At 38.5% G+C, this 15,014-nt stretch carries 13 protein-coding genes and 1 tRNA gene; 4 read left to right on the plus strand and 10 right to left on the minus strand.

Features of this window, described 5'->3' with window-relative positions; translation table 11 throughout:
* Positions 1–36: 36 nt before the first annotated feature.
* The 8 genes from D0T87_RS13415 to D0T87_RS13450 form a co-directional block, all read right to left on the minus strand.
* Entirely contained in the window at positions 37–2,874 is a 2,838-nt protein-coding gene (locus D0T87_RS13415; protein ID WP_163175650.1) for an N-6 DNA methylase, read from the minus strand.
* 797 nt (positions 2,875–3,671) lie between these two features.
* Positions 3,672–4,046, minus strand: a complete 375-nt coding sequence (locus D0T87_RS13420) for a single-stranded DNA-binding protein (protein ID WP_163175651.1) — start codon at positions 4,044–4,046, stop codon at positions 3,672–3,674.
* A 689-nt stretch (positions 4,047–4,735) separates the two neighbouring features.
* Positions 4,736–5,134 carry a hypothetical protein gene (locus D0T87_RS13425; RefSeq protein WP_163175652.1) on the minus strand — a complete coding sequence of 133 codons (399 nt, stop codon included), beginning with the start codon at positions 5,132–5,134 and terminating at the stop codon, positions 4,736–4,738.
* A gap of 12 nt (positions 5,135–5,146) precedes the next feature.
* The gene (locus D0T87_RS13430) at positions 5,147–5,323 is read right to left on the minus strand and encodes a ribonuclease P (RefSeq protein ID WP_163175653.1); all 177 of its coding nucleotides are present in this window, start codon (positions 5,321–5,323) and stop codon (positions 5,147–5,149) included.
* A 34-nt stretch (positions 5,324–5,357) separates the two neighbouring features.
* Positions 5,358–5,684: a molybdenum ABC transporter ATP-binding protein gene (locus D0T87_RS13435; RefSeq protein WP_203558685.1), complete on the minus strand. Its 327-nt coding sequence runs from the start codon at positions 5,682–5,684 to the stop codon at positions 5,358–5,360.
* A 634-nt stretch (positions 5,685–6,318) separates the two neighbouring features.
* Positions 6,319–6,391, minus strand: a tRNA-Lys gene (locus D0T87_RS13440).
* Between the two features lie 80 nt (positions 6,392–6,471).
* Positions 6,472–7,614, minus strand: a complete 1,143-nt coding sequence (locus tag D0T87_RS13445; RefSeq protein WP_163175654.1) for an AI-2E family transporter — start codon at positions 7,612–7,614, stop codon at positions 6,472–6,474.
* A 37-nt stretch (positions 7,615–7,651) separates the two neighbouring features.
* Positions 7,652–8,245 (minus strand): thymidine kinase, encoded by a 594-nt coding sequence (locus tag D0T87_RS13450; RefSeq protein ID WP_163175655.1) that lies wholly within the window; start codon positions 8,243–8,245, stop codon positions 7,652–7,654.
* A gap of 169 nt (positions 8,246–8,414) precedes the next feature.
* On the opposite strand from D0T87_RS13450, the gene D0T87_RS13455 reads away from it, so the two are divergent.
* The 4 genes from D0T87_RS13455 (at position 8,415) to D0T87_RS13470 (ending at position 11,390) form a co-directional block, all read left to right on the plus strand.
* Positions 8,415–8,990: a hypothetical protein gene (locus D0T87_RS13455; RefSeq protein ID WP_163175656.1), complete on the plus strand. Its 576-nt coding sequence runs from the start codon at positions 8,415–8,417 to the stop codon at positions 8,988–8,990.
* An 11-nt stretch (positions 8,991–9,001) separates the two neighbouring features.
* Positions 9,002–9,676, plus strand: a complete 675-nt coding sequence (gene rsmI, locus D0T87_RS13460) for a 16S rRNA (cytidine(1402)-2'-O)-methyltransferase (RefSeq protein WP_163175657.1) — start codon at positions 9,002–9,004, stop codon at positions 9,674–9,676.
* Positions 9,677–9,703: 27 nt separating this feature from the next.
* Positions 9,704–10,564, plus strand: a complete 861-nt coding sequence (locus D0T87_RS13465) for a hypothetical protein (RefSeq protein ID WP_163175658.1) — start codon at positions 9,704–9,706, stop codon at positions 10,562–10,564.
* Positions 10,565–10,694: 130 nt separating this feature from the next.
* Entirely contained in the window at positions 10,695–11,390 is a 696-nt protein-coding gene (locus D0T87_RS13470; RefSeq protein WP_163175659.1) for a YjjG family noncanonical pyrimidine nucleotidase, read from the plus strand.
* A gap of 69 nt (positions 11,391–11,459) precedes the next feature.
* Here D0T87_RS13470 and D0T87_RS13475 read toward each other — a convergent pair whose 3' ends face one another.
* Complete coding sequence (locus D0T87_RS13475) at positions 11,460–13,292, minus strand: hypothetical protein (RefSeq protein ID WP_163175660.1); 1,833 nt, start codon at positions 13,290–13,292, stop codon at positions 11,460–11,462.
* 33 nt (positions 13,293–13,325) lie between these two features.
* On the minus strand, positions 13,326–15,002 hold the full coding sequence (locus D0T87_RS13480; protein ID WP_163175661.1) for a RagB/SusD family nutrient uptake outer membrane protein: 1,677 nt from the start codon (positions 15,000–15,002) through the stop codon (positions 13,326–13,328).
* Positions 15,003–15,014: the final 12 nt, after the last annotated feature.

A 15,014-nucleotide genomic window follows, 5' to 3' on the forward strand; every position in this document is an offset into this window, starting at 1 on the left:
ACACAAAATAAGGAGCATTATCAAAACTATTTATATTTATACTCTTGAAAATGAGCTGGATTTATAAAAAGTTTGGATAATGAGAAGGTTTGGATAACAATTATTATTTTTTATCTTAGACAGTAATCCCTGACGGTTAGCCGGAGTAAAATCTTCTTTACCGGGATACAGTAATTTTGCTGTCGGGTATGCTTTACGAAATGTGTCTGCTATTTCGTGTACATTTGCTTTGAGTGCAATAATAAGCGGTTTTTGTACCAGTTCTAATCTTTTCATTTCATAAGCAGCCACGCACATAACCATTGTTTTGCCTGCGCCAACTTCGTGCCAGCATACACCACCGCCATTTTGTTTAATCATCCAAACAGCATCTTTTTGGGATGTATAGAGGTCGTTGTATGGGAACTGCTCCAAAGACAGTCCGGGAAATGTTTGTGCTGATCCGTCATAAGACGGTCGTACATAGCAATTAAACCGTTCGTTATACAGCCTTACCAGTTCGTCTCGAACCTCAATCGGTTGATTGTCTAGCCACACATTAAACTTGCTTCTAATTTCCTGTATTTTAGTGGTCGCCTCTTGTATGGCTTCTTCATCGGGTATCTTTATTTTTTCATTACCCCGAAATACATCTTTGGTAAATTCGGGAACCGTATCTTGCAAAGCATGTACAAATAAAGCTTCGCCGTTTAAGTTCCGAACAGAATATATCCTGTAAACAATTGGAGAATAACGACTAACAGAAACAATAAAAGTGTCGTTCACATCAAAATAATTAACGGTGGTTTCCGTTTCAAACAGATGGGAGGCAAAGCGGGTGTAAATATCACAAGGCATCCAACGTTCGCCCAGGTTAAATTCAAGTTCTTCGTATGGGATAGGTTCGGGTATTACCTCTTCAATGGCTTTTATTGCTGTTGTTGCCCATTCTTTTACTGGGCCGGACTGTTGAGGTAAGATTGTATACAGTTGTTTGCTCTTCTCTATTACATTTCCGGCAAGGAAACGCCCTTTTTCTTCCCAACATTGACAAATTGCATTGTAATATATTTCACCGTTTAGTGCTTCAATTATCTCATTCTCTGTTTGTTGGGCTGATTGGCATATATATTCCATGTTTACCCGTCCAAAATAGTTTAAGCTGCTTGCAAGGGCTTCCAAGGGAGTTAGAATGGTGTTTGTATCTACTTTCTTAAAGGCAACCGGTTCGTTCATTATATCAGCTTTAAAAACACTGTTCTCTACCTTTATCTCAATGCTAAACACTTCGCAACCCAAAGCATCTAACTGAATAAACTCTTTATTATCGTTTTGGTGGAATTGCCCCCATTTGGTTACAAAGGTGTCATAATAGGCATTTAATCTTTCCCGGAGTGAAGAAAATTCTTTTTTGTGCTTTACTTCATTTTCAGATAGCAAAAAATAGTACTCTCTGATTTTAAAGTAATCGTTTGCCCTGTCTTTATTAATATCATTTATCATTATAGGAATAAAAGCCGGGATAGGATTGTCTTCAAACTGGTTGTTTTTTGTATAATGCAACGTTCCTAACTCTCCATTAAGCAGTACCAGTGTTCCCTCTCTCATGTAACTATGCAGCGTGTCTGTATAGGGTCTTTTTCCCTTTGGTTTCTCTTTTACAGGTTCAACTAACACTGTATCAAAAAGGTCAAATAGAGAAAACTGCACCTGTTTCTGAGCCGGATTTGCTCCGAAAAGATTTTTTCTGAAATAACGGTCGAATTCGGAAGTTAGTATATTAGAGAGAGCCAGTTGCATTTTCTGTTCTGTTCCGTTCCAAAGGTATTTGCGTACATATTTACCAAATTGGTTTTTGACAATCTTACTTTCAGTCGCCAGTGTATATTTAGGTTGAATAAGCAATTTATTCGCGCTCTCTGTTTTAGTGTTCGGGAAAGGTGTTATTTCTTTGGTTACATCCAAGAAAATTTGCTCCCTCGATGTCAAAATAGATTTATTGGAACGTTTTTGTAAGATTATTAAATCGCTTCCTACTTCAATACCTGCGGTATTCATAAATAGACTATCAGGTAGCCGTAAAGCTGTGATAAGGTTGGTATTATAGGCAATAAATTCGCGTACAAATTTGTTCGATGGTGAATCAGCGACACCTCTTGAAGTAATAAATGCGAGAATACCCCCCTCGTTTAACAAAGATATAGCCTTGAAAAAGAAATAATTATGTATTGTTTTAGTTGCCTGCATGTAAGAATCACCCATGCCAGAAAAATTAGCATCAAACACTTTCAGGTTGCCAAATGGGATGTTTGAAGCTATAATGTCGAACGTTTGTTTCTCTGTCTCTTGCTGTATAATCGTTTCAAAACCGTCTATAAATACATTTGTATCAGGGTTCAAGGTTGATAAAATAAGTCCGGTAACATAATCTTTCTCAAAAGCGGTCTTTTGTATATTTTTAGGTGCAACGGGAAGAAAGCCACCGATACCTGCCGACGGTTCGAGAAAAGAGGTAAATGCAAGTTCGTTTTGTTTAAAAATGCGCTGAATATTGTCTCTAACGGCAGCAATAATAAATGCAGGCGTATAATAAGCAGTTAAAACTGAATTTTTAATGCTTTTGATTAATTCTTTATAGCGTTGGTTATCACCATTAACTCCGTTCAATAACGTTTCTTTTAGTTCCAGTAACGCCTGGCTGTTTTCATCGGATATTCCTGGTTGTATTCTATCGCAATCTAATAATAGAACGTTGTGATGCCCACCGAAACCGGTGTATTTCCGTAACAGGGATTGTTCCTCTTGTGTTGCTGTCCGTCCGTCTCTCCTGATGTTGAACGCTGTTGCAATCGCATGTGTATTGTTTACTAAAGATTCTAATTGATTGTAGCCCATAATTTTAATATTTTATTTTCCCTATCGTTCAGTCTTTCGACCTGCGAGAGATTATTTTTCTGCTTTTAAGGGAGCAGAAGACAAATGGTCAAGGCTGATGTGTGAAATACGCTCGAACTTGTGAGAGGAAGATTTTGCACAATCACTCGCGGCTATCAGCCGGCATTGACGTGGTTGGATTCGGTGAGTTATCTTTGCTGAAAAATGATTCACAAGCAGTTCGGACAGGTAATATCGCTGTGGCTTTATAGAAAAGGAAGATGAATTATCGGAACATATAAGTGGAAGATGAAAAATCATTTGAAATGATTTGCTATAATGGGGGAGAGATAAGGCTTGGGTGGGTAAACAATGAAGTCTGCCAGGGCAAACAAGAAAAGCGGCTTGTTCCGGCATCGACGGGCTGGTTTGTTTCGATTCATCGAAACTCCTGCGTTATGATGCAAGGAATGTGCCGCTGTTTGCCTTTTTCTGAATATGACTGACCAAAGGGAAGTGGTATTTAGAAACAGATAATCCTACCTATTTTGGGAGGGGAGCCTATATAAGAAGAAAATATGAGAGTATAATTGGAAGAAAGCTTGGTGTATTAAATTCTGTTTGCTTTCCAAAATAAAGATACACTCATTGGTGTTTTATGATCACAAAATTTGATTTAGCGGTTATAAATGTATAAATGGAAGAATCTGATAATAGATAAAAAGGGATGGCTCAGCAGTTATAACAGGGAAAAGAAGAATGCAATGAGAAAAAGAAAAGCGACTTGAAAGCCGCTTTTCCTTGAGAGAAACCAAGAATCATTTCTTGGCTTTCTTAGATGTAGGCTTCTGCTCTGCAGGAACTTCATCTTTTTCCGGGGTGGCAAAAAACTCGCTGGCAACCATTACTATGCGACTACGCTTGCCTTTGTCATCACTCCATTCTTCAGGTTTGAAATAGCCGCGAACGGTTATCATCTGTCCCTTTTTCAATAGTTCAAAGGATGCGCTTTCGTTTTTGCGCCAAACCTCTACAGCCATGAAAGCTGATACTCTTTTGGATTCTTTGCCAACGGTCTCTGTTCGACCAACTGCTAGGGAGAATTTTGCGACACTTGCGGAAGTGAATTGACGGATTTCAGCATCCTTACCAATGAAACCTGTAACTGCGAATGAATTTTCAATCTTTTTCATAACAATAATTTTTAGAAGTTATACAATCAATTTTTATAATGCTCCAAGATATTGCAAGCATAGGGCAGCACCAAGGATAGCGGTTCAATACTCTTTTTATTAAAAAGGAAGATTGTGCCGATACGCCATTGGTCAGAATGAAATGTCCCGTAACCGCCATAGCGGTGCTGCATTATAGCTTTGCATTAAGAAAAATGATGTGACTTCGCTCAAAATGCAGTGGTGAGGCAGGGTTGAAATATTGTAGTGGGGGTTGATAAAGGAGTGCTATCCGCTCATATCGACAAGTGAAAAATCTACTTGTGGTCAAACGATAGCCTATACAGCAAAGAAACCCACTATCAGCCAGATGTGGTGGTTGCATGAACGGCTTTCTAATGGCGCATCGGTCTATTGATGGACAGATGATATTGCATATATGAGGTCGTAATGAAGACTGGATTGTGATACAAATACGTCTTGTAATGGGCTTGACGACTATTACCTCCCATGAAAAGATGATGCAAGAGAAATCCTTTCGAGAATGTTTGTTTTATATTTCTATAAAGTGGCATGATCGCAATTTGCGAATGAGAACAGATATAAATGGATAACCCGAAGGGCAGAAAGCTGGTATAAGAGGGTGCGGCTGCTGCAAGACTCCCACCCAGACTTTCGTATGGGCGGGAGTGTGGATTCTATATTCATTTTTACATATCCTCTTCTTTTGACAATTTATATCTTCCATACTCATCAAATGTTTCTTTGATAGTATTTGATAAATCGTCAAACCTCAAAGGTGTTATCTTAGCAAAATACTGTATTCCATTTGTAGGATAGCAACAATTGGTTACTAGTCTACAAGGATTGCCAAAAAGATAATGGAGTTGGAATTTATCGTCTGAGCGAACTTGGAAGTGTTTTGATAAGATTTCCAATGCTTTGTTGCCTTTCTCAATTGCTTCTTCCAACGTCTCAAAGATGCCAATCGTAATTGTCTTATTACGACATACACTGTTAGTTACATCTTCTGGTTGGCCATGATAGCGAAACTCGATTGTTAATAACTCCTTTTGCGTATTTATTATATTTATTATTGCTGTATTCATTTTCATCAGATTTTAATCATAAATAATCACTTCGTCACGATAAACTACAATCTCTTTGCCATTAGTGAGGTGAACCACCAATTCTATTCCATAATCGCCAACCACAGTTCCATTACTGCAACCTCTGTATGGAACAACTAAAGAGCAATAAGAACCAATGATTTCTGTCGATTCTTCATATTCGTACATATCATATAATTTAAAAGTTAATACCTGTTTTATATCAAATTAGCTCAACGATTTCATCGATTACCCCATGAAGAATGCTTCTTAAAGCTGTTTTATCAACTGCATAATATTCAGAGATATGTCCGAACTGCTTTACCCAATAAAGATGAACTACATCAGTAAAATCAAATCTCCATCCCCTAAGCGGTATTCCTCGTCGGAAGTAGGTATTACCATTAATGGCTTCTGTGAGCCAATTCTTTTCTGTACGATTCAATTTTCCACCTTTGTTCAGATGTTCCCGAAGCTGATAAGCTTTACTGTCTTGGAGTGCTGATAACTCCGGCACTTCCCAATTCACAAATTTTGTTGCAATCTCCATAATTCAATTTTTTATTTGTCCCCTTTCGTTGAACCAACTACTTGAGGCTTGTTATGTATTTTGTTGCCAACAAAGGTGTTTCAATTCAATATACAAGGTTTTCCGATTCAAATACTACCACCATATAATGGTGGATGGAGATTGGGATAGGAAACACAAAGGTTTGACCTTGCAAGAATAGAATTGAAACTTCTACCTTTGCAACTAAAATCAGTTACAAGGCCACAAGAGATGAATCAAGACGAGTAAGCGTAAAACAAGAAAGGCTATTTTGCTTTCCAAAAAAGAAAGCAGTACAAAAGGTCAAATACAAGTTTACTTCGGTCCTTGTATGATATATGCAAGAGGTAACTAAACTTGTTTTTTTAAACCTCTTTGAATAGTCATCAAAATTAGTTTAATTTGGTCCTTGTATAATATATGCAAGAGGCAACTAAACTCTTTTTAGGCAAAAAAAAGGGGAACGTAAGGAATGATATCGGGTTAGAGGAGAGGGGTAATCAAATCAGCTTCAGATATGTTTTTTTGGAAAGCAAAAAATAGAATCAAAAAAATCTGTGGTGCAAGCGTGGTGCAAAGTTTTAAAAAGAGAAACGCAAGAAGTTGATAATCAGCTACTTGCGTTTTCTTTCTGTGATCCGCCTGGGGCTCGAACCCAGGACCCCAACATTAAAAGTGTTGTGCTCTACCTGCTGAGCTAGCGAATCAATCCTTTATTGCTGTTAAGCGGGTGCAAAGATAGAGACATTTACTTAAAATCCAATAAAAAATGATAGAAAAGTTCGAATTATTTTTCTTCTTCCACTTCTTCTTCTTGATTCTCAGAAGGTTGTGGCTCTCCTGTCGTTATTCTCTCATGACCAAGTATAAAACGCTGGTAGTAAGAAATGATAAGAGTGGTCAGAGGTAAAGCAATGATCAATCCTACAAATCCCATTAAAGCCCCCCAAATAGATAAAGATAGTAAAATGATAGCAGGGTTGAGTCCGGTGATCTTTCCCATAATTTTAGGTACGATAAAACCATCCTGTATGATTTGGACAACGACAAAAACTGCAGTTGCCGAAAGTATGATAATCCAGAAGTTTTGTCCCGTGTCGGCAGCTTTTAGCATAGCCAACAATATGGTAGGTGCAAACGCCACTATCTGTAAATAGGGGACCAGGTTCAGTATGCCGACAAAAATTCCCAAACCAATAGCCAATGGAAAGTCGATGATAAGAAAGCCTATACAGAAAAGAATGCCCACACAAAAAGCTACCAAGGCTTGTCCACGGAAATATTTATTCATACCCTCTTCAACATCTGTTAAAAGGTTTTCTGCAAACTGACGGTATTTAACAGGAATCAACTTGCTCCAGCCTTTAGATATCGCTTCATAGTCAAGAAGAATAAATATAATGTATAGCAGGATAATAAAAGATGCAAAGATACTGAAGAGAACATTGATTGACCCCGAAAGTAGCCTCCAGAAACGTGGTGCAAGTTCTCTGATGGCTTTGCTTATGTTCTCATAATTTAATGATTCATTCAAGGCATTTACATCAATGTTTTCTTGAATGAACTCCGATAAACTTTTGGGTACCGTTGTTGTATTGACCTCGGCTCCGTTGGTAAAATAAATATAAAGTAAATCTTTTACCTTGCCGAATTCTTCAATCATTGGCGGTATAAGAAGATAGAAAAGTGTTGTTCCGATAATGCTTAGGGTAAACAAGGCGCAAAATATGGATAAAACCCGATTCCTGAAACGCAACTTATACTGAAAGAACTTCACTAATGGATATACAAGATATGCCACAAGGCAAGCTATAAAGAATGGAAGAAGCACCTCGCTGAGGTGATTGATCAACACCAAAATACCAATAACGACAGCAAGACCGAAGATAAAACGTATAAAGCTGTCGAATGTGATTTTATTTTCGAACATAACAATAAAAAGGTTAGGATTAATTATGTCTTGAATGCTATTTCTTGTCTTCCTTTATGGCTTCCGAATAACAACTTCTACACAATGGCTCATACTGTTCTGTTTCACCCAATAAAAACTGTTTGTCATTTTTTACAGTACGATGTGAGAAATTGGCAAGATTGCCACATTTAACGCAAATAGCGTGCACTTTAGATACCTCTTCGGCAATGGCGCATAACCCTGGCATAGGACCGAATGGAGTACCTTTGAAGTCCATGTCAAGCCCAGCCACAATAACCCGTATGCCATTATTGGCTAGTTCATTGCATACATCAACCAACCCCATGTCAAAGAATTGGGCTTCGTCAATGCCAACCACATCAATTTCAGAGGTAAAAAGTAAAATACTGGCAGAAGAATCTACCGGAGTAGAAGCTATGGCATTACTGTCATGGGATACCACCTCTTGCTCCGAATACCGCGTGTCGACAGCCGGTTTAAAGATCTCGACACGCTGTTTGGCAAATTTAGCCCGCTTTAAGCGGCGAATCAGTTCCTCGGTCTTACCCGAAAACATGGAACCGCAAATAACCTCGATCCTTCCTCGTCTGTTCGTTTCCCTAGGATTGTCTTCTGAGTATAATACCATGTATATGCTATTTTTATATCCAACAAAAGTAATATATCCGGGGTAAACCTGCAAGAACTGTTAAATAATTGGGGCTATTTAACAAACAACTCCTATTTATTTATACATTTGCATTCATAAACCTTGGTATAGCAGGTTGTGGTACGTTGCCGCTAAAAGCATTTTACATATGCAGAAAGAAAAAATAGACGATCTGGAAATAGACTTAAAAGAACTAAAGTTTCTTTTAGAAAAAATAAGCAAAGAACCCATATTTGCACGTTCTGCAATGCGGTTAATTGATTTGATGAAGGAACGTTTGGATGAAATAAAAAGTGAACTGGAACAGCCGGTAGTAAAGCTTGAGAGTGCTCTTGCTGAAGAGAATACGGAATATATACCGAAAGAAGAATCCGTAGTCCTTGAAGAAACAATAGTAATAACTCCCGAAATCATAGAAATAAAAGTTGAACCCCAAACCGAAGATGATGCATCAGATAATAATGTAACATCTGCGATCGTTCTGGGTGAACAACTTCGTCCGGCTCTTGAACTAAGCAAGGGTTTGAGCCTGAATGATACTTTTCGTTTTTCCCGCGAGCTTTTCGGTGATGATAAAGACAAGATGAATAAAATTCTGCAAGAGATAAGTACAATGAACTCACTCGCTGAAGTCCTGTCTTATCTTTCAACACAAATAAAATGGGATGAAGAAAATGATGCAACCAAAGATTTCATTGAACTTCTGAAAAAATATTTTGTTTAATATACGAACTTATGGGAAAACTATACGTTGTACCGACTCCGGTGGGGAATCTGGAAGATATGACTTTCAGAGCCATCCGCATCTTAAAAGAGGTTGATTTCATCCTTGCCGAAGATACGCGTACATCAGGGATCTTATTAAAACACTTTGAAATAAAGAACTCAATGTATTCTCATCATAAGTTTAATGAACATAAAACCGTTGAAAACGTTGTTAATAGAATAAAGGCAGGCGAAACAGCAGCACTTATCTCTGATGCTGGGACACCAGGAATATCAGACCCCGGATTTCTTGTAGTGCGTGAATGTGTAAGAAATGGCTTGGAAGTAGAGTGTTTGCCCGGTGCAACTGCATTTGTTCCGGCTCTCGTAGCCTCGGGACTGCCAAATGACCGATTCTGTTTTGAAGGATTTCTACCCCAAAAGAAAGGCCGGATGACAAAATTGAAATCGTTGGTAGAAGAGGGAAGGACTATGGTTTTTTATGAGTCTCCTCACCGGCTGCTTAAGACGCTTACACAATTTGCAGAATATTTCGGGACAGATCGTCAGGCGGCTGTTTCAAGAGAAATCTCAAAATTGCATGAAGAAACTGTCAGAGGTGATTTAAACGAATTAATAGAGCATTTCACTCGTGTAGAACCACGCGGGGAAATTGTGATAATAGTAGCAGGAATAGACAATTAAATATAACTTTACTAAAAACGTAAACGTATGAAAAAATTGGCATTTTTATTAGTATGTGTAGCCACTATGTTGGTTTCATGTGATGGAATTACAGGTGGAAGCAAAAAACTGAAAGCAGAAAATGATTCACTTTCAACCGCTTTGGCTCAACGCGACGCTGAACTGGATGAAATGATGAGTACTTTTAATGATATTCAGGAAGGGTTTCGTCAAATCAGTGAAGCAGAAAACCGTGTAGATTTGCAACGTGGCACAATCTCCGAGAATTCAGCATCTGCAAGACAACAAATCGCTTCGGATATCGAATTTATTACTAAAACAATGGCCGACAATAAGGCACAGATTGCTAAGTTGCAGGGACAGTTGAAGAATAGTAATACTAATTCTGCTCAAATGAAGAAAGCAATTGCTGCTTTGCAGGAAGAACTTGCCGCCAAAACAAAACGTATTGAAGAATTACAAGAAGAACTTGCTTCTAAGAATATCCGTATTCAGGAATTAGACACTGCGGTGAGCAACTTAACTGCTGATAAAGAAACGCTTGCAGCAGAAAATGAAGCAAAAGCTAAAACCGTAGCAGAACAAGACAAAGCCATTAACTCAGCTTGGTTTGTATTTGGTACCAAGTCGGAATTGAAGTCTCAGAAGATTCTTGAAAGCGGAGATGTGTTGAAAAGCTCTGACTTTAATAAAGATTATTTCACTCAGATTGATATCCGTACAACAAAAGAAATCAAACTGTACTCAAAACGTGCTGATTTGTTGACTTCTCATCCTACAAATACTTATGTATTAGAGAAAGATGACAAAGGTCAATTGACATTGAAGATTACAAATCCTACAGAATTCTGGAGTGTTTCTAAATACTTGGTTATCCAGGTTAAATAAATAACTTCAACGACAGTACTAATCAGGTACTTATCATATAATGAACGCATAGGTTTGATAGAACGCAATCAAACCTATGCGTTTTTCTTATCTTTGTGCATCTTATTAAAAATCAATACTTAAAATCCTGATGGCAAAGTACAAAAATATATTTTTCGACTTGGACGATACATTATGGGCCTTCTCTGAGAACTCTCGTGATACATTTGAAGAGGTATATATGAAGTATAACTTCGATACCTACTTCAATTCATTTGATCACTATTATGAACTTTATCAGAAGCGAAACCTCGAACTATGGGAAGAATATGCTGAAGGAAAAGTGACGAAAGGTGAATTGAATGAACAACGTTTTTTCTATCCATTGCAAGCGGTTGGTGTGAATAATCTGGATCTATCCAGGCAATTCTCTGAAGATTTCTTTGTTATTGTCCCAACCAAAGAGAAACTGATGCCCTATGCGAAAGAAATACTGGAATATTTAACTCCTACCTATAATCTATATATATTATCCAATGGATTCCGTGAGTTGCAGGCAAAAAAGATGAAAGTCTCAGGTATTGATGGATATTTTAAAAAGATTATTCTTTCTGAAGATATAGGAGTGATGAAGCCTTACCCGGAAATCTTTCATTTTGCTCTATCGGCAACCCAGTCAGAATTAAGGGAGTCGGTTATGATTGGCGATAACTGGAAAGCAGATATTATGGGAGCAAAAGGGGTAGGAATGGATCAGATTTTTTACAATATTATTGAACAGGGTGATTTCCCGTTCCATAGTACATATATCATCAAGTGTTTAGATGAACTTGAAAATTTATTATAAACGAAGCGGGACTATTCATTCTTAGATAGCCCCGCTTTATTCATTGCCTTTCAGACAATAATTCTAATATTATTTTATCACTTGATCAAAGGATGTTATTGTCCTTAACAATTTGAAATTGACAGGAGAAGCATCAAAGCTTTTAGTGAATACAGATCCGGTACTTTTTGTGTGGGCGAGTGATGCAACCGGCGCAGGTGCAGCAGCAGGCATTACAATTTTAAATTTCCCATTTGGGTTAGCTGTATGTGGACCATCATTAGGGAACATAGCCAAAATAGACTTAGTAGGGAATGTAATTTCATTTCCGTCATAAGTTCCGCATATTCCGTCAGCTTTTACTTCTTCGAGAGTTTTTCCATTATTATCCATGCGATAAGCAGCCAGGCTGTATACATAGAAGTTGCCATCACCCCAATCCAATCCAGTATTTTGCAAATCAATATAGACTCCTGCATGATCAGTTGCGTTAATCTCCAGATAATAATCTTTACTATCATCCCAATCACCTGGTTCATTATAAGGGAAAGCTTCTCCATAAGGATTTACTAAGCGGAATAATCCCGGTACAGCAGCATTTTCCTGGATTTCTACTTGGTAGGTATTATTACCACCACCATATAAAGGACCAACAATGTCATCAGTATAAGTAGCCATTCCTAAAGAGTTCCAAACGGGTGAATTGTCTGAAGCGGAAGTGAATTTGAATATAGTAGTAGCTTCTTTTTTAGCTTCATTACCATCATATCCAACAACTACAAAAGTATAATTTCCACTAACAGAGCATGGTAATGACACGTTGCCGGAAGCTGTGATTTCAACAGATTCTAATGAGCCGTTAATAATTGCGTCTGCCGCTTCTTCTGCATCAATACCTGCGATGATAGCTATTTTTGCTGAGGTCAAATCTTCTCCCAAAGTAACCTCTGCCATGGCAAATTCGTTCTCGTTTGCATCTACATATCGACCAGCATACATGACTTCAAGAGAATAGTCTGAAAGAACTACACTTGGGAAAATTATTGTTATTATGTTGCTAGCCTGTGTTTGGTTCCACCCTCCAAGTCCGAAGATGTAGTAATATGGAGCGATCTGTAGGATTTCAGGTTTTCCATCAGCCGAAAATTGTGTTACTACATTATAAGTCCAGGAAGCCTCTGTAGCCAAACTTGTCATTCTGGATGGATGCAAACCATACACAATATCTTCATAAGTTGGGTGATAAAAGACGGCGAAATCATTATAAACAACCAACCCTTCAATAGTAGTGGTTACATCCTTGTAGACCGAACCGGCAGGGAGTACACTGAATTCAAGAAATTCATCCGCATATTCTTCGTAAGGTCCCATTAAACGGTAACGAGTAGGGTCAACCATGTGTTGTTGGAGTTCAATTTTAGAACTTTGTCCTGCCCAATTATCTGTAAAAGACGCTAAGCCTAACGATTGCCAAGGCGCAGGTATTCCAGCCTTAAATGCATAGATGGCTTTCCCGTAAGCAGATGTATTGTTCTCATCATTTATGGTTATAGAGATGTCTTTATAATCATCATATTCTATTTTTTCAGGATCATAAGTAACTGTGATTTTGGTTACGTCCGAACCTGCCGGGAAACTAGCCGTTTCAGGTATAGAGAATATATTTTCAGGATCTTCTACTTCAATCTTCAAAGGAACGGAAAGGGCCTCTTCTTTTTTAACACGTCTCAGTTCTACATCAAAAGATGTGTTTTGTATAGATAGTATAAGTGTTGAACTCAAAGTGTTGGAAAAATACACCTGGGCACCTTCTGGCATTGGAGCAGCTACATAATCGTCATCGTCTGAGCATGCTGTAAACCCGCCGCAAATAGCAATGGCAAGCAGTGTCAAACACATTTTTTTTATTGACTTTTTATACATGGCTTATAATTTTATATTAATATACCTAAACTGTTACCAGCTATGCTCTTCAGAATCTGAAGTGGGTTTGACTGGTGTAGGATTGTTTGTACACGCGTAATTAAAGTTGGTCTCTGTCTGAATAATACACCAGTTCATCCAATCGGGAGTAGTGGTGGTATTCCAACGATTGAGTTCCAGGTGGTTGCTGTTTGCATAGCTACGGATAATACCTTTGTTAAGACGTTTGATGTCGAAAGTGGCAAAACCTTCTCCCCAAAGCTCAACGCGACGCTGCCACCACACTTCGTTCTGGAAAGTAGAAGTCGAATTATTACCGTAAGTATCGGTGTGAGTTCCGTATACATAAGATGCATCACGAGTTTTAGCGAAAGCAGTTAGCAATGCAATACCATTACCCTCGTTCTGCATACCGGCAGCTTCAGCCTCAATCAGGACCATTTCTTCAACGCGCATCATCGGAACTGCTACAACGAAACCGATATATTGATTCTCATGGCCAGCACCACCACCGGTAGCGCGGAATTTCAAAGAAAGACCACCAACAGCACCATAATAGCCATCATATCCTGTTTTGTATACCCAATCCGGATAATCCGAATAAGCTTTTAAGCCATCTATTATTTCAGCTTCAGTGCCTAATTCATCCAGTTTAAAATCAACAAAACAGTTCTTGCGAAAGTCTGTTGCTGGGATTGTTTCATACAAATGTCTGTCAATAAGTTGTTGTTGACCATAGTTAGATGCATAGCCACAACCCGAGATCTCTGGATCTATTTCAAGGATCATGTGAGAACCCCAGGAAGAGTCGGCGTCATTTTCCAGAATGTTAGGATCATCTGCCTTGTATGTCAAACCAAACATCCAAGAAGCAGTAGGCGTATTAAAGCCCGTGTCACGACTGGTATATTCAGTTTCGCTCATAATAGAATAACCCGATTGAGCTAATTTGGCATATTTCTGGGCATTCGACCAATCTTCCATAGTCAGGTAAGCACGGGCTTTTAGACCTTGTACAACTGACAAGTCGGGTGTATAGATATCTGAACGGGGATATCCAGCCAAATATTCTTCAGCTTTAGTAAGGTCGGAAATGATAAAGTTCCATATATCCTCATTGGTTGCGCGAGGATTGTTTGCCAAATCAGCTAAAGATGTTGTTTCGGTTACAATAGGCACCGTTTCAGCATTTTTATCAGTTCCGTATGTTTTTGGCGCATACATACGAGCCAAATCCATGTAGAACATTGCACGCATAGCGTAAGCAATACCTGCACCGGTTATTTTATCTTCATCGGGTGTTTCACCGGCCAGCGACAATACTGTATTACAGTTTTTAATCCAACCATAATAATAAGTCCAAGGATACTGACAAACAGCATACTGGGGTCCAAGGCCCACGCCACAAGCATACCATGTACTATACCAAGAACCAGAGTAACCTAATGCTATATCTTGTCCCATAACATCGCGTTTCAAGAAAAATGAAGGGTAGCCATAGTCATAAGGCGTGGTGCTTGATCCGCTATAAGTAAACTTACCGGTCAGTGTTGAAGTCACGGCATTTACAAAGTTATCATACGATCCCGGGGCATTACCCGCCTGATCGCCTGTTACATAATCGGTCGACGGGTTGACCTCATCGATGCAACTTGTTGCAATAGTAAGCCCGAATGCAACAGTTAATAGTGGTAGAAATATCTTTTTCATAATGAATGTTCC

This window comes from Bacteroides sp. 51 (assembly GCF_010500965.1).
GTDB lineage: Bacteria > Bacteroidota > Bacteroidia > Bacteroidales > Bacteroidaceae > Bacteroides.